Raw genomic sequence first — 22,404 nt, forward strand, 5'->3', positions numbered from 1 at the left:
GTGTGGGAAGGCTTGCGACCCAGTAAGTTCACACCGTGGGCGACGACGTCCTGCCGTCGTCGTGTGCGCTCACCATGCGTCAGGCATGGGGGAACCGAACAGATGGGGTGTGTGATGCGTTTTCTGCGATCGACCCGGCCAGTCGCGGTGGTGTCCGCGCTGTTTGCGGTCTTGGTGTTGATGCTGGCCGGATGCTCGAACGACGAGTCCGAATCGTCGTCGGGTCCCTCGACGTCCACCACCGCGGTGACGGCGGAGAAGGTCGCGGAGATCGCCGCGCTCCTGCCGGACAAGATCAAGCAGTCCGGTCAGTTGATCGTCGGCGTCAACGTCCCGTACCAGCCCAACGAGTTCAAGGACCCGAGCGGCAAGATCATCGGCTTCGACGTCGACCTGATGAACGCGATCAGTCAGGTGCTCGGCGTGACCCCCGTCTACAAGGAAGCCGACTTCGACAAGATCATCCCGGCCATCCAGCAGGGCACCTACGACGTCGGCATGTCGTCGTTCACCGATTCGAAGGAACGCGAGCAGCAGGTCGACTTCGTCACCTACTACAGCGCGGGCATCCAGTGGGCCAAGCAGAAGGGCGCCGACATCGACCCGAACAACGCGTGCGGTAAGCGCGTCGCGGTCCAGTCGACCACCGTCGAGGACACCGACGAGGTCCCCGCGAAGAGCAAGGCGTGCACCGACGCCGGCAAGCCCGCGATCGAGAAGGTCAAGTTCGATTCGCAGGACGAGGCCGTCAATGCGCTCGTGCTGGGCAAGGTCGATGCCATGTCGGCGGATTCGCCGGTGACCGCCTACGCGATCAAGCGCTCCAATGGTGCGCTGGAACCGGCCGGCACCATCTTCGAGTCGGCCCCGTACGGCTACCCGATCGCCAAGGGCTCCCCGCTGGGCAAGGCGCTGCAGCAGGCGGTACAGCACCTGATCGACAACGGGCAGTACAAGCAGATCGCCGAGAACTGGGGCGTCGAGGCCGGCACGATCCCGACGTCGGTCATCAACGGCGCTGTCAGCTGACGTGACGACGCCATCGACCGGGCCCATCGGGCTCGATCCGAACGAACCCGCGCCGATCAAGGCGGTCCCGCTGCGCCATCCCGGCCAGTGGATCGCCGCCGCGATCGTGCTCGTCCTTGTCGGTCTGTTCCTCTGGGGCGCGGCCACCAACAAGGCGTACGGCTGGGACACGTACGCGAAGTACCTGTTCGACACCCGGATCCTGTCCGGCGTCGGATACACGCTGGCCCTGACCATCCTCGCAATGATCATCGCGATCGTGCTCGGCGTGCTGCTCGCGATCATGCGGCTGTCGCCGAACCCCGTGCTGCGCTCCGTCGCGTGGGTGTATCTGTGGATCTTCCGCGGGACCCCGGTCTATGTGCAGTTGGTGTTCTGGGGTCTGTTCCCGTCGATCTACAAGCGCATCGACCTCGGTATCCCGTTCGTCGTGCAGTTCGCCCACTTCGACATTCAGGCATGGAACGCGGCGTTCCTGTTCGCGGTGATCGGTCTCGGACTCAACGAGGCCGCGTACATGGCCGAGATCGTGCGTGCGGGCGTGTCGTCGGTGGGTGAGGGGCAGAGCGAGGCGTCGGTGGCGCTCGGCATGTCGTGGCGACAGACCATGACCCGCACGGTGTTGCCGCAGGCGATGCGGGTGATCATCCCGCCGACCGGCAACGAGTTGATCAGCATGCTCAAGACGACCAGCCTCGTGGCGGCCGTGCCGTTCAGTTTGGAACTCTATGGCCGGGCCCGCGACATCTCGGGCGTCAACTTCCAGCCGATCCCGCTACTCGTGGTCGCCTCGACCTGGTACCTGATCATCACCAGCATCCTGATGGTCGGCCAGTTCTATCTCGAACGCTATTACTCGAAGGGAGCGAGCCGACAGATGACGGCGCGTCAGCTCAAGGCGATGGCCGCGGCACAGAATGCGCCCGCGATGACCGAGGGAGGCGAGGATGCCCGCTGAGTCCGCGGCCACCGAAGTCCCGATGGTGCGCGCCGATCGGGTATGCAAGAACTTCGGCACGCTCGAGGTACTCAAGGGCATCACCCTCGACGTCGGTCGCGGGGAGGTGATGTGCCTGATCGGGCCGTCGGGGTCGGGCAAATCCACGTTCCTGCGCTGTGTGAATCACCTCGAGGTGGTCAACGCCGGACGGCTCTACGTCGACGGCGACCTCATCGGGTATCGCGAACGCGGCGACAAACTCTACGAGATGAGCGCCAAGGACGCCGCCAAGCAACGTCGCGACATCGGCATGGTGTTCCAGCACTTCAACCTGTTTCCGCACCGCACCACGCTGGAGAACGTCATCGAGGCGCCCACGCAGGTGAAGAAACAGAAGAAGAAGGACGCCGTCGAGCGCGCACGGTATCTGTTGGACCGGGTCGGGTTGGCCGACAAAGCCGATACGTATCCGGCGCAGTTGTCCGGTGGACAGCAGCAGCGCGTCGCGATCGCCCGCGCGCTCGCCATGGAACCGAAGCTGATGTTGTTCGACGAACCGACCTCGGCGCTGGATCCCGAACTCGTCGGCGAAGTACTCGGTGTCATGCGGGAACTCGCCGCCAGCGGCATGACGATGGTGGTCGTCACCCACGAGATGGGTTTCGCCCGCGAGGTCGCCGACCAACTCGTCTTCATGGACGGTGGGGTGGTCGTCGAGAAGGGGGACCCGCGGGAGGTGCTGTCCAACCCGCAGCACGAACGGACGCAGGGTTTCCTGTCGAAGTTGTTGTGAGCAACTCGCTCCCTGAGGTGTGAGGAGCGCTAGTGACGAGCCACGAAGGGTCGCGTTCAGTCCTCGGGCTTGTGACTGCAGAAGATCGCAGTCCCCGGAAAGTACTGTCCGCGTAGGGGACTCCACTGTCCCCACACCTCTTCGAACCCCTCGGGCCATTCGGGCTCCACGATGTCGTCGAGAATCAAACCGGCCGAACGGATCTCGCGGACCCGGTCGCCGAGGGTGCGGTGGTGCTCGACGTAGGTGATGGTGCCGGCCGCGTCGACCTCGCTGTAGGGGGTGCGGTCGAAGTAGGGGATCTGCACGGTCAGCCCGTCGGGACCGGGGTCGTCGAGAAACATCCAGCGCATCGGGTGATTGATGGAGAACACCCAGCGCCCACCGGGGCGGAGTACCCGGGCGACCTCGGCCATCACCGCCGCGGAGTCCGCGACGAACGGCACCGCGCCGAACGACGAACAGACGATGTCGAAGGAGGCGTCGGCGAACGGAAGCGCCTCGGCGGTGGCCTGTACCAGCGGCACTCGCCGTCGGTCGGTGGCCATCGCGGCCAGTCCGATGCCCAGCATGCGGCGCGACAGGTCGATACCGACGGCCCGGGCTCCGTGCGCGGCCAGCCACCGCGAACATGGCGCCGACCCACACCCGATCTCCAGAATGTCGCGCCCGTCGACCGGTCCGAGCAGCTGCGCGTCCTCCTCGCGCAATCCCTCAGGGCACCAGATGAAGTCGCCGCCGTCGGTGTAGGTCCCGAGGAACTGGCCGTGTTCGGAGTGATAGTGCTCGGCGTCGTGATCCCACCACCACCGGTTGGCGCGCTCGCTGGTCGCCGAATCGAGGTTGGTGAGCACGCGCGGTGGGCGATGTTCGCCGGCCGCGTCGTCGGATTGGTCGCCGCTCGTCGTCACGTGGCGATGATAGACTTTTTCGTGGTCAGCCTGGTGCTCCTGGGGTCGGTCGATGTCCCGGCCGACAGTGCGGTGCCGTCGGTCGCCGACCAGTTCGGCAGCCCACGTCTTCGGTGTCTGCTCGCGGCGCTGTCGCTGCGCGCCAACGCATTCGCCCCAACCGATTGGCTGATCGAGATCCTGTGGCCGACCGATGAGCCGGCAACTCCCGATGCGGCGCTGCACAATCTGGTCTTCCGGTTGCGCTCCCGGCTACGGGACCGTGGCGCCGACCAACGTCTGCGCATCGTCACCCGCGCGGGCGGTTATGCCTTGATCGCCGAGCGCACCGAGATCGACACACTCCTGTTCACCGACCGCATCCGTGAGGGATGCGCCCTCCTCGACCACGATCCGCGCGCCGCGATCGACATCCTCGACGCCGCCCGCGACCTGTGGACCGGAGCCCCGTTCGGTGAGTTCGCCGACCGGGATTGGGCGCGAAGCGATGTCGACGAGCTGAGCGAACTCCGACTGAACGGAATCGAGGCTACCGCCGACGCCCTCGTCGCCATCGGTAGTCCCGCCGACGCGGTGATCCGGCTCGGCCCGGTCGCTGACGCCGAGCCCTACCGGGAGGGCCTGCACCGTCGACTCATGGACGCGTTGTGGCGCGACGATCGCCGAGCTGCCGCGTTGGAGACGTACCAACAACTGCGCCAACGACTCTCGGCCGACCTGGGGACCGATCCCGCACCCACCGTGCAGCGCCTGCACGCGATGATCCTCGCCGGCGCGCCGACGCCGCCGGACACCGCGCATCCGCGTATCGATCGACCGGTGCCACGTCCGGCGACCATGCTCGTCGGTCGCCGCGACGATCTCGCGGATCTGGCACGTCAAACGGCCGCGGGACGGTGCGTGACCGTCGTCGGGCCGGGGGGAGTGGGCAAGACGGCACTCGTCCGTGCGTACGTCGCCGGACTCCGGCGCGAGTCGGTGCGGTGGGCCGATCTCGCCGCGGTCACGACGCCCGATGCCGTCACCCACGCCGTGATCGCCGCATCCGGTGCGACCCCGCGTCGCGACGCCGAACCGATCGAGGCGCTGATCGACGCCTTCGGCGGGCGCCGGGGACTCCTTGTCCTCGACAACTGCGAGCACGTCGTCGACGCCGCCGCCCGGCTGGCGGATCGGCTCGTCGCGGATGCCCCGGGTCTGGCGATCGTCGCCACCTCACGAACGCCGCTCGGTATCTCCGTCGAACAGGTAGTTCCCATCGAGCCGCTGCCGGTGCCGCCCGTCAGGTCGACAGGTACCGCAGCCTCGTCGACGGAATCGGTGCAGCTCTTCATGATTCGCGCAGCCGCGCGTAACTCGCGCTGGGCGCCGAGCGACGACGACATCGCCGCGGTGGCCGAGATCTGCCGGCGCCTCGACGGTCTACCCCTCGCGATCGAACTGGCCGCTGCGACATCGGCGGCGATCTCGCCGTCGGCCCTCGTGGACCGACTGCAGTGGCGCTTCCGCGTGTTGCGTGGCCCGCGTGACGCCGACCCGCGGCACCGCAGTCTGCAGGCACTGATCGACTGGTCGTACGGTCTGCTCGACCCAGCCGCCGCGGCACTCTTCGACATCGTCGCGATCTTCCCGTCGCAGTTTGCCCTCGACGACGCCGAGGACCTCGCGGCATCGACCGGCCGCGTCGATCCGACACAGGTCGCCGCGGCCGTTGTCGCGCTCGTCGACGCCAGCATGCTGAGCGTCACCGGCGCGGGATACCGCATGCTGGAGACGTTGCGCGACTACGGAATCAACCGGCTGGACACGGCTGGGGCGCTGGCGGATTCGCGTCGCGCCCACGTGCGAACCGTCGCCGAACGGATCGCACCACTGGCGACGGAGTTGTACGCACCCGGACAGGCACACGCCGCGGCAGCGGTTGCGGAGCGGTTCGACGATCTGCGACAGGCGATCACCTACGCCGTCGACTCCGGTTCGGTGGACGATCTGGCACTGGCCGACGAGATCCTGTGCGGGGTCATCCCGTTTCTCGAACTCACGATGAGCAGCGAGGTGGCCGGCTGGGCGAGGCGTGTTCGCGAGGCCCACCAGCGTCCGGGGCAGTCCGCCGACGCCGGCGCCTCCGCCTGGGCGGTGTCGGCGGCGTGCGCCCGATTCGACGGTGATCTCGCTGCCGCGCAGCAGTGGACGGAGATCGGTCTGACCCGGGCTCCGAGCCTGCCGGTCACCGTCTACCTGCGGTTGATGCGTGTCGAGGTCGCGCTGTTCCGCGGAGACCTCGGCGATGCGCTCGCTCATGCCGCCGATCTGCGGTCGGCGTCGATCGCCGCCGGGATGTCGGGTGCCGGACATATGGCCGAGGCGATGACCGTGTTGTTGTCTGCCTACCGGTCGGCACCGGAGGATCCGGATCGTCGCGAATGTCACTCGGCGGCAATCTCTCTCGATCAGACGTGTACCGCCGCCGGTGAAACCGGGGTTGCCGCCTGGTGTCGATACATCGCCGCGGAATGCATCTTCGACGAGGAACCCGATCTGGCGCGTCGCCTGTTCGACAGCGCCATCGACGCCGCCCGTGAGCACGGCGATCGGTACCTGCTCGGCGTGTCGCTGACCTCGCGTGCGTCTGTGGAGACCCGGCATGGCGATATCGTCTCCGCGGCAACATATCTGGCCGACACGGTCGCGCACTGGCGGGATGCCGGAAACTGGACCCATCAGTGGGTGTCGTTGCGTGCGGTGATCTCCGTGCTGGCCCACACCGAACGTGCGCGCACCGCGGCCATACTCCTTGGCGCGGTGCGAAATACCGTGCAAGCCACCGGACCCGATGCACTCGGCGACGACGCGACCCGCCTCGCCGACTATGAGTGCGCACTCCGTGACCGCCTCGGCGACCGCGTCACCGATGACCTGATGTCGCACGGTTCGCGGATGGCGCGGGCGGAGCTGATCGACCTGGTCATCACTGAGTTGCGAACTGTCGCAGAGCGATAGACCCGGGAATGTGCCAGTGGGTGGACAACTCGTAGAACCGGAAGAAGGCGAAGCCGTCGATCGGCAGCGCCCGTACCTCGCCGAAACCAGCCGCGTGCGCATACTCTGCCACGGTCGCGGGCCGCATTACGGTTCCGGTCGCCGCAGACCCGGCGGTCGACATCGAATCGGGGAGGCAGACGAACACCGAGAAGCCATACATCAGTCGGTCGACTTCGCCTGCCGGGGAGGTGAACTCGCTGGAAACCGCCTCATCCATCACGATCAGCGAACACCCCGGGTGCAACGCTGCCCGGACCGCACCCAGCACCTCCACCGGACGCGGGAGGTCGTGCAGGCACTCGAACGCAAACGCCGCGTCGAAGGGTCCGTCCGCGGCCACCTGCGCGGCATCACCGCACCGCAACCTGACCCGATCGGCCACCCCGGCAGCGGCCGCATGTCGGCGCGCCATCTGCACTGACTGCTCGTCGATGTCCACGCCCACTACCGTGGCGTCTGGGTAGGCGCGCGCCAGCGCCACGGTGGAATGACCTCCACCGCAGCCGATGTCGAGAATCCGAGCGCGGGGCAAGCTCATCCGGCGATGCAGATGGTCGACGCGCGCCAGGTCGGCGGCGAGCCGCTGCTCGAACCACGGACGATTCAACGCGGCCTGCGCCTCGCGGGCGTCGTCGCCGAGGTCGCCCCATCCGACACCCCCGCCCCGCCGATACGCCTCGAGTAACTGCGGGAGACGGGTGAACGGCGCGGCGAAGATCCGCGGGAGTTCTCCGAGATAGTTGAGGCTCGAACCGTCGGTCAGGACCTCGGCGACGCCCGGCGCGATGCCGAATCGCGCGGGGTCGTCCGCGGCGTCGACGTCCAGAATCCCATAGGCGGCCTGCATCTCCAGCCATTCGCGGGCGTAGCGCGCCGCGGTGCCGGTGCGGGCGGCGAGGTCGTCGGCGGTCAGCGGTCCGTCGTCGGCGAGCGTGCGGTACCAGCCGAGGCGCTCGCCGAGGTAGATGCTCATGAACTCGGCGGTCGCCAGGGCGGAGGTGAAGATCCGTTCGGCGAACGCGTCGGCGGTGGGCGTGGCTGGGGTGGTGTGTGTGGCGGTCATGCTCCGACGATGCGCCGCGTGCCTCTCAGTCCGATCTCACACGGATCTCGCGCTTGTGGAGCGTCAGCAGGCGCGTCCGGGCAGCACGCGCTCGGTCTTGTCGTCGCCGTTCCAGTGGCGCAGCGCGCTGAACGTGCCGGCGATCTCCGAACGCAGATCGAGCACCCCGATCGCCTCGGCCACCTGCTCGGGAGTGAGCCGGCGGGCGAGGGTGACGTGCGGCGTCCACTGTCCCGGCGCGCCGTGGGGGAACAGGTGCGGATCGTCGCCGAGGTGATCGGCGGCCAGCCGGCCGACCGTCGCATGCACCGACAGCAGGTCGGACGACGGCACGACGAGGCGCGCAAGGGTGACCTTCGACCCCTGCCCGAACAGCAGCGGTGCACCGAGTCGGAGCGCGATCGGCAGGCTCATGGCAGCCGGGGCGAGGGCCGGGTGCACGGAGTCGGCGATGTGCTCGGCGACCAGCAAGGTCGCGTGCGGACGGTTCGTCCCGGACCGGACCGTCCCCTGGTGCGGCAGTCCCGCGGCCGCCAACTGCGCCCATTCGGTACGAACCCGCTGGTCAGCGTCGTCGTCGAGGAGAAGTTCGAGCGAATGCACCATCGTCGGCCCTTCCGTCGCGTCATGGCGGCGGGACTCCCCGGAGGCTCATTTGCCCAGTACAACGCCACTGGAGTACGCTGGCTCACGCGCGTGTGCTCGATTACGCGCGGTTCGCGCATGCCTTCATCGGAGGTACTTCATCCGGTGGTCCGTGCCGATCCAGACTTGAACAAACTGTACCTACTACACACCTGTCCGGAGCAACTCAACATATGTCGTCCCCCACGATTACCTCGCCGCAAGTAGCCATCAATGACATTGGCTCGGCCGAGGACTTCCTTGCTGCCATCGACTCCACGATCAAGTACTTCAACGATGGCGACATCGTCGAGGGCACCATCGTCAAGGTCGATCGCGACGAGGTTCTGCTCGACATCGGTTACAAGACCGAAGGCGTCATCCCTTCCCGCGAACTGTCGATCAAGCACGACGTCGACCCCTCTGAGGTCGTCAACGTCGGTGACGAGGTCGAGGCCCTGGTCCTCACCAAGGAGGACAAGGAAGGCCGCCTGATCCTGTCCAAGAAGCGTGCCCAGTACGAGCGCGCGTGGGGCACCATCGAGGAGCTCAAGGAGAAGGACGAGGCCGTCAAGGGCACCGTCATCGAGGTCGTCAAGGGCGGCCTGATCCTGGACATCGGTCTGCGTGGCTTCCTCCCGGCGTCGCTGGTGGAGATGCGCCGCGTCCGCGACCTCCAGCCGTACATCGGCAAGGAGATCGAGGCCAAGATCATCGAGCTCGACAAGAACCGCAACAACGTGGTCCTGTCGCGTCGCGCATGGCTCGAGCAGACCCAGTCCGAGGTCCGCAGCGAGTTCCTGCACCAGCTGCAGAAGGGCCAGGTCCGCAAGGGCGTCGTGTCCTCGATCGTCAACTTCGGTGCGTTCGTCGATCTCGGCGGCGTCGACGGTCTGGTGCACGTTTCCGAGCTCTCCTGGAAGCACATCGATCATCCGTCCGAGGTTGTCGCCGTGGGCGACGAGGTCACCGTCGAGGTTCTCGACGTCGATCTGGACCGCGAGCGGGTTTCGTTGTCGCTCAAGGCAACTCAGGAAGATCCGTGGCGTCAGTTCGCCCGCACCCACGCGATCGGTCAGATCGTGCCGGGCAAGGTCACCAAGCTGGTGCCGTTCGGTGCGTTCGTCCGCGTCGACGAGGGCATCGAGGGTCTGGTCCACATCTCCGAGCTGGCCGAGCGCCACGTCGAGGTGCCGGATCAGGTTGTCGCCGTCGGTGACGACGCGATGGTCAAGGTCATCGACATCGACCTAGAGCGTCGCCGGATCTCGCTGAGCCTCAAGCAGGCCAACGAGGACTACACCGAAGAGTTCGACCCGTCGAAGTACGGCATGGCCGACAGCTACGACGAGCAGGGCAACTACATCTTCCCCGAGGGCTTCGACGCCGAGACCAACGAATGGCTCGAAGGCTTCGAAACCCAGCAGAAGGAATGGGAAGCCCGCTACGCCGAGGCCGAGCGTCGTCACAAGATGCACACCGCGCAGATGGAGAAGTTCGCCGCTGCCGCCGCCGAGGCCGCCAACGCCCCGTCGGATTACTCGTCCGCATCGTCGGAGAACCGCGGTGGCGGTTCGGCGTCAAGCTCGACCAGCAGCAGCACCGGTTCGTCTGCCGGCGGTTCGCTCGCCAGCGACGAGCAGCTCGCCGCACTGCGCGAGAAGCTGTCGGGCAACGCCTGATAGTGCGCTGGCGTAAGTCAACGGAACTCCCCGGCCCAGATCTTGGGTCGGGGAGTTCTGCTATCTGCTACCGCTGTCCGTGCGGGGCAGTCCGCAGATTGCGAAGACCAGATCGACGGCGGAGTCCACGAGCCGATCCGGCGCGACCGCTAGTCGGTCGTCGATGTAATCGAGATACAACGCGACGAGGGCGCCGGACAGCGCAGTCGAGGTGATCGCCCATGCGGCTTCCTCGCCAGGGGTCGGCGCGGCATTCGCGAGCAGTGGCGCCATCAATGCGGTGAAAATCGGCACCTGCGCTGAACTGTGTTCGCGCAGCACATCATCGGCGAGCGGTTCGCGCAGCAGAATCCGTGCACGACGTGGGTCTTCGGTGAAGAAATCCCGCAACTCCTCGAGTGCGGTGAGGATCGTGGTTCGCGTGTCCGTGGAGGTGTCGATGGTCGCGAGCCGATCGATCATGGCCGCTTCAGCGCGGTCGTAGACGGCCCTGAGGAGTTCCTCCCGCGAGGCGAAACTCTCGTAGAAGTACCGCGGACTCAGGTTGGCCGTGCGGACCACCGCTCGCATCGTGACTGCGGCTGCTCCCTGTTCGCCGAGCATGTCCTCGGCGACGGCCACGAACTCCTCGCGGCGCGCAGTGGCACGGTCACTCAAAGTTTGTCCGCGCCACAGTTTCGGCGTCGTCATCGACCCATCCTCCCATCTCGCGCCCGGCATTGACATCATCTGATTCAACATGAATCATGTGATTCACGCCAGGTCATGCGCGGGGCAGTTCGTCGGGAGGGAGCTCGGATGTTCAGTGAAGAAGCGTTCCAGGAGGCATTGGGGAAGCCGCGTTTGTCGCGCCCGGCGCCGGAGTTTCTCGACTCCAATCGGGCGGTGCCGATCCGCGCGCTCTCCGAATCCGAACTGCAGCAGACCACGCTCGAGTGGTTCGAGATGTTCGACAAGAAGCTCGACTACCTCGGTCGCCGGCACGACGCGGATCTCACCTGGTTGATGACCTGGGCCAAGAAGTACTGGTGGAGCTTTCTGGTCCGCGACATGAGCATCAACGACGAGCTGTACGCACCCGACATCCGCTACACCGATGTCACCACCTTCGGTCGCACCATCGTGGGGATCGACGAGTTCGTGAAGTACAACTTCGCGTTCTTCGACGCCATCCCGGACTGGCGCTACGACCCGCTGCCCGACCAGGTCTACGTCGACGTCACACCCGACGGCACCGTACGCATCGTCATCCGCTATATCGGCAGCGGCCACTTCTCGGGGGCGCTGCGGCTCTACCCCTACGACGATTCAGCGCCCACGCTCTACGGCGACGGCCGCTTCATTCAGTGCACCGCGGTGGACCGGTATCACTTCAACGCAGACCATCTGATGGCAGAGGGGGAGACGCTTTACGACTTCCTCGACGCCACCCAGCGTGCGGGCATCTTGCCGCGCGATGACAGCCGGCTGTTCCGGGTGCTCATGTCCGCGTCGAAGCTTCCCGTGGTGATGCGCGATCTCACGCGGCGGATCGGGAGGTGAGCCCCAACATATGCCTTGTTGACAATAATTTTCATTAACGTCTTTACTGGTCCGCGTGCATTCAACACGGACATATCTGACAGGGGCTGTCGCAACGCTCGTCGCGTCGACCTTCGCCCTGACCGCCTGCGGCACCGACACCGCATCCACCACCGCCGGCAGCAGTCGCGCAGCCTCCGGGACGGCCTCAGTTGAGCAGCAGAGCGCGACGCCCCGGTTGGCGCTGAGCTACGACGGCGGCATTCTCGTCCTCGACGCGGACAACCTGCAGCAGGTCGCCGACCTCCCGGTGGACGGTTTCATTCGTCTGAACACCGCCGATAACGGCCGCAACGTCTTCGTGTCGACGAGTGACGGATTCCGGGTGCTCGACATGGGCACCTGGACCCGCCGGCACGGCGACCACGGGCACTACTACACCGCGGCACCGGCGATGACCGACATGCGGTTCGGCGGCGTCGAGCCCGGGCACGTCGTGCCGCACGACTCACGGATCACGCTGTTCAGCGACGGCACCGGTGGTGTCGACATCGTCGAGCCCGCAGAAATGCTGCGCGGCAATGGGAAATCGGCCACGTATACGGTGCCGGAACCGCACCACGGTGTCGCGGTCGCGCGAGGCGACGGCACGTTGGTCGTCACTCAGGGCGACGAGGATGAGCGCACCGGGATCGTCATCCTGGACAAGCAACGCAACGAGATCGCTCGCAACACGCAGTGCCCGGGCGTCCATGGAGAGGCGGCCGCGGCGGAGGGCGTTCTGACGTTCGGTTGTCAGGACGGCATACTGATCGTGCGCGGCAACGAGATTCAGAAAGTCCAGAGTCCCGACCCCTACGGGCGGATCGGTAACCAGGCGGGTGCGCTGGACTCGCCGTATGTGCTCGGCGACTACAAGACCGACGCCGACGCCGAACTCGAACGCCCCAACCGATTCACCCTCACCGACACCAGAACCGGGCAACTTCGGGTTGTGCAGTTCCCCGCGAGCTACAGCTTCCGGTCGATCGAGCGGGGTCCCGGAGGTTCGGCCGTCATTCTCGGCACCGACGGTGCGCTGCATGTCTACGACCCAGCGACCGCCGAGGAAACCCGCACTATCCCGGTGATCCCCGACTGGACCGAACCGGAGGAGTGGCAGTCGCCCATGCCGAACGTGTATGTGCAGGAAGGCGTTGCTTACGTCACGGACCCCTCCGCCAAGACGATCACGGCGGTCAATCTGGCGACCGGCGAGACGGAGGCGCAGGCGGATCTCCCGCACTCGACCATCGAGCTGACCGGAGTCAGCGGCTGAGGTCGCGGGAACGGGTGTTGGCAAGTCTGCGAGACTGGTCGACGTGATCAGATTGGGGCTCTCCGGCGGCATCGGCGCCGGTAAATCGACAGTGGCGAAGACCTTCATCGAGCGCGGCGGCTACCACGTGGACGCGGACAAGATCGCCCGCGAGGTGGTCGAGCCGGGCACCGAAGGCCTCGCCAAACTGGTGGAGGCCTTCGGCGTCGACATCCTGGCCGACGACGGGTCCCTGGACCGGCCGGCACTGGCCGCGAAGGCCTTCGTCGACGACGAGTCTCGGCAGACCTTGAACTCCATCACCCATCCGCTCGTCGGTGCGCGCACCCAGGAGATGCTGGCTGAGGCGCCTGCGGATGCCGTTGTCGTGCAAGATATTCCGCTACTCGTCGAGGGTGGGATGGCGCCGTTCTTCCACATTGTGGTGATCGTCGGTGCCGACGAAGAACTCCGCATCGAGCGGCTGACGACGCTGCGCGGCATGCCCGAGGCCGACGCCCGCGCGCGGATCAAGGCGCAGGCGACCGATGAACAGCGTCGTGCGGTCGCCGATGTGTGGCTGGACAACTCGGGCACCCCTGAGGAACTGGCTGCCGCGTCGGCCGCCCTGTGGGACGACCGGTTGGCGCCCTTCGAGAGCAACGTGCGGTCCCGGACGGTCGTACGCGGGCCGCTAAACCTGGTTGATCCGGACCCGGACTGGACTGAGCAGGGGAGTCGCCTGGTCAACAGGCTCTGGGCGATCGTCGGCGACAAGGCGTCGGCGATCGATCACATCGGTTCCACAGCGGTCCCCGGGCTGATCGCCAAACCGACCATCGACATCCAGATCACTGTCGCCGATCTCGGGGTGGCCGACGATCTGCGCGACCTGCTCGCCGATGGCGGATTCCCGCGCGTCGACGGGATCGAGGGCGACCGGCCCAAGGCCGACCCGGCCACCGGTTCGGTCGACGACGGTGCATGGGGCAAACGGCTGCACGGCTCGGCCGATCCCGGGCGCCCGGTGAATGTGCACCTCCGAGCGGCGGGGTCACCGGGTGGACGATTCGCCGTCGACTTCCGTGATTGGTTGCGCACTGACGAGGCGGCCCGCGCAGAGTACGCGGAGGTCAAGCGGGCGGCGTTGGCGGCAGCCGGTGGGAGTGTCGATGCGTACGTCGAGGCGAAGGAGCCGTGGTTCGACGACGCGTATCGCCGGGTTGGGGTGTGGAAACGGGGGTGACGGAGACCGGAGTCCTTAGTATGGCGAAGATATTTCTGGTTGCTATTCCGGACTTTAGGATTTCTAATTAGGAGCTATTCCTTTGGGGCAACTTCCCAGTTCACCAGGTGTTAATTTGCTCAAATTGATATTCGGGAGCGGAAACACCGCTGGATTGAATTGTTTCGCCTAACGTGGCTTGTGTCGCACCCGCGGGAGGTGCGACTACAAACGAAGACTCAAGGGAGAACACCACATGGCTGTAAGCAAGGGTCGACGCTTTATGACGGGTGCCGTAGCGATCGCCGGAGCCGGTGCGATGGGGCTGGCGATGGCTGCGCCTGCGAATGCGGCTGTCACTGGAGTGAGTATTACGTCGCCGTCGGGCTACGGGTCGGTGTCAGGGACGTACGGGACGGGTTGTAGCTATACGGTCACGGCGACGATCAACAACACCTCGCCACGGCTGGATGTTGAGTTCACCGCAACGCTCAACAATCAGAACGTGACGTCGACTGTGCTTTCGCCCTCCTCGAAGACGCCCACGGGTAGCACGGCCACCACCACCTTTACGCCTACGGCGCGTGGCACATACACGATTACCGCGCGTCAGGCGGGATCGGACCCACAGTCAACGACGGCCAAGGTCGGGACGGGCATCAGCCTTCCTGACACCGGTTCGGTGAACTTGTCCTCAAGCGGAGCATGCCTCGTTGTCATCCCGTGATGGGGTGACCGACAGATCATGATCAGGGTGCCGCGGACTCAATCCGTGGCACCCTGACTGCTGCTCAGCACGCCTACAGCGTGAGGCGGCCCACCAACCTCCCATGCCTATGCCGAAACAAGTGCCCAACGAACCACACGAGTAGGGGTGTCACCGGCCGCAACAGCAACCGCGGCGCGAACTCGAGAACGTCACTGACCTCGGTCGCCCCCTCCGACATCGGCGTCAACCGTCGCGTGTGCCGCCACACCTTCATCGTCGCCATCGACGACTCATCGCGGAATCCGACGCCCGGCGTCAGCTCGACGATCGTCAGGTCGTCCCAGTCGAGCGGCAGTAGACCGCCGTAGAGCAGCCACACCTTGCCGACCGGCACGCCGACCTCGATGTCGGCGATCGACTTACCCCGGTGCCGGCGCGGCAGCACCATCTTCATGTAGGGCATCAACTCGTCATTGATGCCGGCCATACTCGCGACACGGTCCCACACGACGTCGATCGGTGCGTCCACAACTGACCGCTGGACGACGCGGCTCAGGTCTTCAGTGGGTGTCACCCGGATACCGTCGCAACTTGGGTGTCCCACGTCAACAAAATCTGGATACGAATGTATCCAAATGTCCCACGAAACGTGATCACGCGCTGTTAGCCTGACGAAACCGCCCGTCAGGGCGTTGTTGTCGTGAACATGTCGAAGGAGTCGGGGACCAATGTCAGTTCAGTGTTCGGGTAAGTCCAATCGAATGGCCGTGGGGGTGGCCGCGATCGCCGGTGTTGGTGCGGCAACCGTTGCGCTCGTCGCGCCGGCCGCGGCCGCCGAACCTGCCTATCTGCAGGGTGTCGTCATCTCGACCGCGCCTGGTTACGGGTCATCGGCGACCGGTTCTTCCAACTATGTCTATGGCGCCGGCTGCACCTACGACGTCGACGCCATCATGAAGAACTACTCCGCCGCAAAGACGCCGCTGAAGATCACCGTGTCCAACGGTGCGCGGTCGGTCACGCTGTACAACCGCAAGCCGGGCAAGACCCTGGTCCGTTCGAAGTGGCAGCCGGCCGGGCCGGGTATCTACACGATCACCGCGTCGCTCGACGGCGTGACCAAGCGAACGACAGCCAAGGTCGGCTACGGCATTCAACTCCCCGCAAACATGCGCGACGGTGCGTGCGTGGTGTTCCCTCCCTATTACTGATTGTCGGCGAGACCGGTGACGCGTGGGGTCGTCACCGGTCTTCGCGCCAACTGATCCGGGCGCCGGTTGCGACGTCGAGCCACTCCTGCACGTCGTGCTGGTGTTCGGCGGCGCCCACGAGGGCGCGCGTCGCGATCAGGACCGCCTCTTCACTCTCGGCGGTCCCCAGCAGTCCGGCGGCGTGCGCCTCGAAGAGTTCGTCGACGTCGATCAACTCGAGGGGCCGGCCGGGCACGTCGACGAGGTCGAGATACCAGTCCTCTGCGTGCCATCTGCCGTCGTCGTCGGGGCCGCTGAACTTCCCGACGTCGAGGTAGAGTCGCTGTCCGTCACGGTGACCGGCCACGAAGTGGAAGATGTTCGCGCGCAGCCCGAGTCCTGGGAGTAGCCAGGATTCGAGGTGAAAAAAGCGCGGATGATCGGCCGGTCGCGACATGTACAGTCCGTGCGGAGTGACCTCGTAGTGCTCCACCGGTCGCAGGAATCCCTTGTTGTCGGTGTTGGTCATCGCGGGCACGTCGAACACCTCGCGCTTCGGGGGATGCACGGTGTCGCTCATGGCCAAACCATAACCGTCGACCCCGACAGATCGCCTGCCTCGAACGCCGCGGAACATACTTGTCATACCCCGCGTTTACCCTGGCGTTATGGCATTCGCAGCGGAACACCCGGTCCTCGCGCACTCGGAGTATCGCGCCGTCGGCGACGTGGAGCGCACCGAGGGCAACTTCGAAGTCGTCAGCGAGTACGAGCCGGCGGGCGATCAGCCTGCCGCCATCAATGACCTGGAGAAACGTATCGCGGCCGGGGAGAAGGACATCGTCCTGCTCGGCGCGACCGGCACCGGTAAATCGGCGACGACCGCCTGGCTCATCGAGCGAGTCCAGCGTCCGACGCTGGTGATGGCACCCAACAAGACACTCGCGGCCCAGCTCGCCAATGAGCTCCGCGAGATGCTGCCGAACAATGCCGTCGAGTACTTCGTGTCGTACTACGACTACTACCAACCCGAGGCGTACATCGCGCAGACCGACACCTACATCGAGAAGGACTCGTCGATCAACGACGACGTCGAGCGGCTGCGGCACTCGGCGACGTCGAACCTGCTGTCCCGGCGGGACGTGGTCGTGGTGGCGTCGGTGTCGTGCATCTACGGCCTCGGCACCCCGCAGTCGTATCTCGATCGGTCCGTCGAGATCCAGGTGGGCGACGACATCGACCGCGACGCGCTGCTCCGCCTCCTGGTCGACGTGCAGTACACCCGCAACGACGTCGCCTTCACCCGGGGCGGTTTCCGCGTGCGGGGCGACACCGTCGAGATCATCCCGTCCTACGAGGAACTCGCCGTGCGTATCGAGTTCTTCGGCGACGAGGTCGAGGCGTTGTACTATCTCCACCCTCTTACCGGAGATATTGTGCGACAAGTGGATTCGGTGCGAATCTTCCCGGCCACCCACTATGTGGCCGGACCCGAGCGAATGGCACGGGCGATGAGCTCGATCGAGGAGGAACTCGAGCAACGTCTGGCCGAGCTCGAGGGCAAGAACAAGCTCCTCGAGGCGCAACGACTGCGGATGCGCACCAACTACGACCTCGAGATGATGCGGCAGGTCGGTTTCTGTTCCGGTATCGAGAACTACTCGCGACACATCGATGGTCGTGCCGCGGGCACAGCGCCGGCGACGCTGATCGACTACTTCCCGGACGACTTCCTCCTCGTCATCGACGAATCCCACGTGACGGTGCCGCAGATCGGAGGCATGTATGAGGGCGACATGTCGCGCAAGCGCAATCTTGTCGACTACGGCTTCCGGCTGCCGTCGGCCGTGGACAACCGCCCGCTGACCTGGGACGAGTTCGTCGATCGCATCGGACAGACGGTGTATCTCTCTGCGACGCCGGGGCCCTACGAGCTGGGGCAGTCCAACGGCGAATTCGTCGAGCAGGTCATCCGGCCGACCGGCCTGGTCGACCCGCAGGTGGTGGTCAAACCGACCAAGGGGCAGATCGACGATCTCGTCCACGAGATCCGGGAACGGACCGAACGCGACGAACGTGTCCTGGTGACCACGCTGACCAAGAAGATGGCCGAAGACCTCACCGACTATCTGCTGGAGCACGGGATCCGGGTGCGATATCTGCACTCCGAGGTCGACACGCTGCGCCGCGTGGAATTGCTGCGCCAGCTGCGCAGCGGCGAATACGACGTACTGGTCGGCATCAACCTGCTGCGTGAGGGCCTGGACCTGCCGGAGGTGTCGCTGGTGGCGATCCTCGACGCCGACAAGGAAGGTTTCCTCCGGTCCACCACATCACTCATCCAGACGATCGGCCGCGCCGCGCGCAACGTGTCCGGCGAAGTGCACATGTACGCCGATAAGATCACCGACTCGATGCGCAACGCCATCGACGAGACCGATCGTCGGCGGGCCAAGCAGGTCGCCTACAACACCGAGAAGGGCATCGACCCGAAGCCGTTGCGCAAGAAGATCGCTGACATTCTCGATCAGGTGTATCGCGAGGCCGACGACGAGCCGGTGTCGGTCGGTGGGTCCGGCCGCAACTCCAGCCGCGGACGACGCGCCCAGGGCGAGGTGTCGAAGTCGAAGGGCGGCAGCGCCGGGGTCCTCGAGAAGCGGGACACGTCGACGATGCCGCGGGCCGAACTCGCCGACCTGGTGGCTCAGCTCACCGAGCAGATGATGAGCGCGGCACGGGATTTGCAGTTCGAGCTCGCCGGGCGCCTGCGCGACGAGATCGCCGACCTCAAGAAGGAGTTGCGCGGCATGGATGCCGCCGGCATCAAGTGACCCGCGGGGCAACGGTGTGAGCTGTGTGCCGATCCACACGAAGTGCGGACAAATCGGTGGTGCGCCCACTAACCTGCCGAGACAGGGGTTCGTGTCCGTTGACGCAGTACTCGTCGTCGCGGGCACTACAGTTCAGGGGATGGCACCCGCCTCGCAGATGTCGGGGCGGCGGAGACTCGTGGAGGATGAATGAGCGGATATCAGACGATCGTCGTCGGCACGGACGGTTCGGAGTCGTCGTTGCGGGCGGTCGAGAAGGCGGGCGCGCTGGCCGGGGACACGGCTGACCTGGTGATTTCCTGCGCGTACTTCCCGAATGATCGCGGCGCCGGCGGTGCTGCGGATGTCCTCAAGGAGGACGCCTATCAGGTCACCGGGTCGGCACCCACCGACGAGATCCTGCGTACCGCAAAGGAACGTGCGCTCAAGGGCGGTGCGTCCAAGATCGACGCTCGCCCGATCAAGGGTGCACCCGTCGATGCACTGCTGCAGTTGGTGACCGACGTGAAGGCCGACCTGTTGGTCGTCGGCAATCGCGGACTCAACTCGATCGCCGGCCGACTGCTGGGCTCGGTGCCCGCCGACGTCGCCCGCAAAGCGGCCTGCGACGTGCTGATCGTGCACACCACGTAGCAGCCAGAGAACATTCCGAAACCCTCGGCGCCGAACTCAGGCGTCGAGGGTTTCGTCGTTCATGTCGGCGAGTTCGGCGGGCAACGCGGCCGCGTGGACCACCAGCAGTCGCTGGGTCGCCCGGGTCAGCGCGACATACAGATCCGAATACCCCAGCGGTGACGCATCGATCATCTCGGCCGGTTCGACGACGATGGTGTTGTCGAACTCGAGGCCCTTGCACCCGCCGACGGTGAGCACCCGCGGTGCACCGTCGACCTCCTGTGCTCGTCTGGCGATGGCCTGGTGGTACCGGTCGGGCACGATGACCGCGGTGAGGCCATCGAGGTCGGTTCGCAGGGCGGTGCGAATCGCGGTGTCCGCCAGGTCCGCCTCGAAGGTGCGGATCGCCACCGGTTCGATCCCGTTGCTGCGCAAAGACGTCGGCGCCGACTGGTGCGAATTGATATGGGCCAGTGCGCGCGTCGCGTACTGCATGATCTCGGCCGGTGTCCGGTAATTGACGGTCAACTCGCGCAGATGCCAGCGATCGGCGACGTACGGCGTGAGCGCGTCACCCCAGGATCGGGTGCCGGCGAGGTCGCCGGTCTGCGCGGTGTCGCCGATGATCGTCATCCAGCGATTCGGAATGCGCCGCATGACCATTCGCCACGCCATCGCCGAGAGTTCCTGCGCCTCATCGACGATGACATGGCCAAAGGCCCAATTGCGGTCCCCGTGAGCACGTTCGGCGGTCGTCAGGCGCTGGGTCTCGGTCTGCCGGGCGGCCAGCTGCTCGGCGTCGATCAGGTCGTAGGCCATCAGGATCTCGGGATCGAGCTCGTCCTCGAGGTCCTGTGGTGCCGAGCCGGTCAGAATGTCCAAGGCGTCCTGCGCGTCGGCGAGTTGCCGCCGCCACCGCGCGCGTTCGGCCCGTTCCGCTTCGTCGGTGCCGTAGCCGATCAGCTCGGCCAACTCGTCGAGCAAGGGCACGTCCGCCGGAGTCAGATCGGCGTTGTCCGGTGCGGGCGCGGAAACCCGGTGCAGGGCGGCACGATCAGTGTCCGACCAACCGGTGGTCGCCTTGCGGATCGCCGCCGGGTCGGCATAGAGCTCGCGCAGCAGATGCTGCGGGGTCAGCGTGGGCCAGTAGTGCAGCAGCGCTCGACGTATGTCGATGTCCTGGCTCATCTCGTCACGGATGTCGGCGATGTCGGCACCGCTGAGAAGTTGCGATCCGTCCAGGAGGCTCGATCCGATCGAGCGTGCATGGGCCTCGGCGAGGCCATCGAGCGCCGCACGCAAGAAGATCGACTGCGCAAGGTTGTGCGCCCGTCGGGAACTGCGGGCCTTCGCGCGGGCCGCCTTGATCAACGTCGAGTCGATCATCACCTGGTAGGTGTCGAAATCGACCGGAACCGGCTTCGACGGCAACGACTCCTTCGCGCGGACCGCGCGTTTGCACACATCGACCATCCGCAGGTCGCCCTTGATCGCGACGCCCTCACGCGACTCGCTCGCCCGGGCATGCACCCCGGGAAACAGATCGCCGACGGTGGACAGGAGGACACCGGACTCGCCGAGCGACGGCAACACCTGTCCTATGTAGGTGAGGAAGTCGTCGTTGGGTCCGATGATCAGAATCCCGCTGCGCGACAGGATGTCCCGATGCGTGTACAGCAGATAGGCGGCACGGTGGAGGGCCACCGCCGTCTTGCCGGTGCCGGGCCCACCCTGGATGACCGTCACGCCCCGATGCGGCGACCGGATGATCAGATCCTGTTCGCGCTGAATGGTTTCGACGATGTCGGTCATCTCGCCGGTACGCGCGGCGTTGAGCGCGGCCACCAAAGCGTTCTCGTTGACGACGTCACCGTGTCCGACGTCGTCGGGCGACGCGTCGCCGAGCGTCAGGTATTCGTCGCTCACCGCCCGCACCCGCCGGCTGCGGGTCCGAACATGGCGCCGACGATCGACGTCCTCCGGTGCAGCGGGCGTGGCGAGATAGAACGGCCGGGACAACGGTGCGCGCCAGTCGAGCAGCAAGGTGGTGTCGGCGGCATCGTCGTCGAGGATGCCGATGCGGCCGATCCGCCGGACCTCGCCGTCGGTCAGATCGAGGCGTCCGAAATACAGATTGTGTTCGGCCGCATCGAATTTGGTGAGGTCGTCGGTGTACATCCGTTCGTACGACTCACGTTCGGATCGTGCCTGGGGGGTGCCGCCGCTCTCTCGTAGCGTCGATTTCAGGCGGCGTTCGGTGTTGGCCCGCATCCGGTCGAGGCGACCGTAGACCTGGTCGAGGTGGGCTTGTTCCTCGGCGACCTGCGGGTCGGCGCCCGACTGCTCGGCGGGGGTGGAGTCGATGTCGGTGGAACTCATCGGCCCGCGACCGCCGGTTGAGCGAGTTCGGACATTCTTGCGTCGACGACGAGTCCGTTGCGGTGCATGGCCGCGAAGATCCGGGCCGCCACTGTGGTTTCGGACAGTCGCGCGCACACCTCCGCGGCGGGACCTTGGAGGACCTCGTCGGTCACGCGATCGCCGAGCCAGGAGAGGATGCGTTGCTGCGTACCCAGTGGCACGGGCATTCCGGAGGTGGGGTCGGCGAGTACACCGTGCTTCGAGGTGTAGAGCGAATATGATTGCGCGGCAACAGTTGTGGGGTCGCCCAGAAGTTCTGCGGTGGAGAGTGTCATGCGGTGATAATTCGGTTCGGTGGTGTCCAGGGTGATCAGTTCGTCGTCGGTCAGGAAACAGGCCGTGGTATCCAGGGTGGCACCCGGCGATCGAAAGGGCGCAGCGGGAACGTAACCGCGGGATGCGACATGGGCGGAGTGCCCGACGGCGATGTCGCGCAGCCGGATGCGGCGGAAGATCACGTCGCTCACTGCGACCACGCCGGCCAGCTTCGCACGCATGACCGCGGGTGCGG

The 22,404-nt window shown here is 65.9% G+C and carries 19 protein-coding genes; 11 read left to right on the forward strand and 8 right to left on the reverse strand.

What is annotated here, in order from left to right; translation table 11 throughout:
- Positions 1-114: 114 nt before the first annotated feature.
- The 3 genes from AAFP30_RS04315 to AAFP30_RS04325 are packed head-to-tail and all read left to right on the forward strand — an operon-like array spanning position 115 to position 2,762.
- On the forward strand, positions 115-1,029 hold the full coding sequence (locus AAFP30_RS04315; protein WP_419228577.1) for an ABC transporter substrate-binding protein: 915 nt from the start codon (positions 115-117) through the stop codon (positions 1,027-1,029).
- Between the two features lies 1 nt (position 1,030).
- On the forward strand, positions 1,031-1,987 hold the full coding sequence (locus tag AAFP30_RS04320; RefSeq protein ID WP_419228578.1) for an amino acid ABC transporter permease: 957 nt from the start codon (positions 1,031-1,033) through the stop codon (positions 1,985-1,987).
- The gene (locus AAFP30_RS04325; RefSeq protein WP_419228579.1) at positions 1,977-2,762 is read left to right on the forward strand and encodes an amino acid ABC transporter ATP-binding protein; all 786 of its coding nucleotides are present in this window, start codon (positions 1,977-1,979) and stop codon (positions 2,760-2,762) included. Before AAFP30_RS04320 ends, AAFP30_RS04325 begins: the two co-directional genes overlap by 11 nt.
- Before the next feature lie 56 nt (positions 2,763-2,818).
- Here the strand turns inward: AAFP30_RS04325 and AAFP30_RS04330 are convergent, their stop codons facing one another.
- Positions 2,819-3,673, reverse strand: coding sequence for a class I SAM-dependent methyltransferase (locus tag AAFP30_RS04330; protein ID WP_419228580.1), 855 nt, complete (start codon positions 3,671-3,673; stop codon positions 2,819-2,821).
- A 6-nt stretch (positions 3,674-3,679) separates the two neighbouring features.
- Here AAFP30_RS04330 and AAFP30_RS04335 point away from each other — a divergent pair, with 6 nt between their 5' ends.
- Positions 3,680-6,673 (forward strand): BTAD domain-containing putative transcriptional regulator, encoded by a 2,994-nt coding sequence (locus AAFP30_RS04335; protein WP_419228581.1) that lies wholly within the window; start codon positions 3,680-3,682, stop codon positions 6,671-6,673.
- Here the strand turns inward: AAFP30_RS04335 and AAFP30_RS04340 are convergent.
- Together AAFP30_RS04340 and AAFP30_RS04345 are read right to left on the reverse strand one after the other, a co-directional pair.
- Entirely contained in the window at positions 6,642-7,778 is a 1,137-nt protein-coding gene (locus AAFP30_RS04340; RefSeq protein WP_419228582.1) for a class I SAM-dependent methyltransferase, read from the reverse strand. The two genes, AAFP30_RS04335 and AAFP30_RS04340, sit on opposite strands and share 32 nt — an antisense overlap.
- A 63-nt stretch (positions 7,779-7,841) precedes the next feature.
- Entirely contained in the window at positions 7,842-8,384 is a 543-nt protein-coding gene (locus AAFP30_RS04345; RefSeq protein WP_419228583.1) for a 2'-5' RNA ligase family protein, read from the reverse strand.
- A gap of 212 nt (positions 8,385-8,596) precedes the next feature.
- On the opposite strand from AAFP30_RS04345, the gene rpsA reads away from it, so the two are divergent.
- Entirely contained in the window at positions 8,597-10,084 is a 1,488-nt protein-coding gene (gene rpsA, locus AAFP30_RS04350; RefSeq protein WP_419228584.1) for a 30S ribosomal protein S1, read from the forward strand.
- A gap of 60 nt (positions 10,085-10,144) precedes the next feature.
- Here the strand turns inward: rpsA and AAFP30_RS04355 are convergent, their stop codons facing one another.
- On the reverse strand, positions 10,145-10,774 hold the full coding sequence (locus AAFP30_RS04355) for a TetR/AcrR family transcriptional regulator (RefSeq protein ID WP_419228585.1): 630 nt from the start codon (positions 10,772-10,774) through the stop codon (positions 10,145-10,147).
- A gap of 108 nt (positions 10,775-10,882) precedes the next feature.
- On the opposite strand from AAFP30_RS04355, the gene AAFP30_RS04360 reads away from it, so the two are divergent.
- Genes AAFP30_RS04360 through coaE form a run of 3 tightly spaced genes read left to right on the forward strand, consistent with a single transcriptional unit; the run spans position 10,883 to position 14,148 of the window.
- Positions 10,883-11,626 (forward strand): nuclear transport factor 2 family protein, encoded by a 744-nt coding sequence (locus AAFP30_RS04360; RefSeq protein WP_419228586.1) that lies wholly within the window; start codon positions 10,883-10,885, stop codon positions 11,624-11,626.
- Between the two features lie 55 nt (positions 11,627-11,681).
- Positions 11,682-12,923, forward strand: a complete 1,242-nt coding sequence (aztD, locus tag AAFP30_RS04365) for a zinc metallochaperone AztD (RefSeq protein WP_419228587.1) — start codon at positions 11,682-11,684, stop codon at positions 12,921-12,923.
- A gap of 43 nt (positions 12,924-12,966) precedes the next feature.
- Complete coding sequence (gene coaE / locus AAFP30_RS04370; RefSeq protein WP_419228588.1) at positions 12,967-14,148, forward strand: dephospho-CoA kinase; 1,182 nt, start codon at positions 12,967-12,969, stop codon at positions 14,146-14,148.
- Positions 14,149-14,927: 779 nt separating this feature from the next.
- On the opposite strand, the gene AAFP30_RS04375 is transcribed toward coaE, so the two are convergent.
- Positions 14,928-15,410 (reverse strand): hypothetical protein, encoded by a 483-nt coding sequence (locus tag AAFP30_RS04375; protein ID WP_419228589.1) that lies wholly within the window; start codon positions 15,408-15,410, stop codon positions 14,928-14,930.
- A 154-nt stretch (positions 15,411-15,564) separates the two neighbouring features.
- Here AAFP30_RS04375 and AAFP30_RS04380 point away from each other — a divergent pair, with 154 nt between their 5' ends.
- A complete protein-coding gene (locus tag AAFP30_RS04380) occupies positions 15,565-16,047 on the forward strand; it encodes a hypothetical protein (protein ID WP_419228590.1) in 483 nt (160 codons plus the stop codon).
- A gap of 31 nt (positions 16,048-16,078) precedes the next feature.
- On the opposite strand, the gene AAFP30_RS04385 is transcribed toward AAFP30_RS04380, so the two are convergent.
- Complete coding sequence (locus AAFP30_RS04385) at positions 16,079-16,606, reverse strand: DUF402 domain-containing protein (RefSeq protein WP_419228591.1); 528 nt, start codon at positions 16,604-16,606, stop codon at positions 16,079-16,081.
- 88 nt (positions 16,607-16,694) lie between these two features.
- Here AAFP30_RS04385 and uvrB point away from each other — a divergent pair, with 88 nt between their 5' ends.
- Both uvrB and AAFP30_RS04395 read left to right on the forward strand, forming a co-directional pair.
- Positions 16,695-18,857, forward strand: a complete 2,163-nt coding sequence (gene uvrB, locus AAFP30_RS04390) for an excinuclease ABC subunit UvrB (protein ID WP_419228592.1) — start codon at positions 16,695-16,697, stop codon at positions 18,855-18,857.
- Positions 18,858-19,046: 189 nt separating this feature from the next.
- Positions 19,047-19,490, forward strand: a complete 444-nt coding sequence (locus AAFP30_RS04395) for a universal stress protein (RefSeq protein WP_419228593.1) — start codon at positions 19,047-19,049, stop codon at positions 19,488-19,490.
- Positions 19,491-19,526: 36 nt separating this feature from the next.
- Here AAFP30_RS04395 and AAFP30_RS04400 read toward each other — a convergent pair whose 3' ends face one another.
- The gene (locus tag AAFP30_RS04400) at positions 19,527-21,851 is read right to left on the reverse strand and encodes a HelD family protein (protein ID WP_419228594.1); all 2,325 of its coding nucleotides are present in this window, start codon (positions 21,849-21,851) and stop codon (positions 19,527-19,529) included.
- On the reverse strand, positions 21,848-22,390 hold the full coding sequence (locus tag AAFP30_RS04405; RefSeq protein WP_419228595.1) for a hypothetical protein: 543 nt from the start codon (positions 22,388-22,390) through the stop codon (positions 21,848-21,850). The genes AAFP30_RS04400 and AAFP30_RS04405 overlap by 4 nt, the downstream gene beginning before the upstream one ends.
- Between the last annotated feature and the right edge of the window lie 14 nt (positions 22,391-22,404).

The organism is Gordonia sp. CPCC 205515 (assembly GCF_048537925.1).
Lineage (GTDB): Bacteria > Actinomycetota > Actinomycetes > Mycobacteriales > Mycobacteriaceae > Gordonia.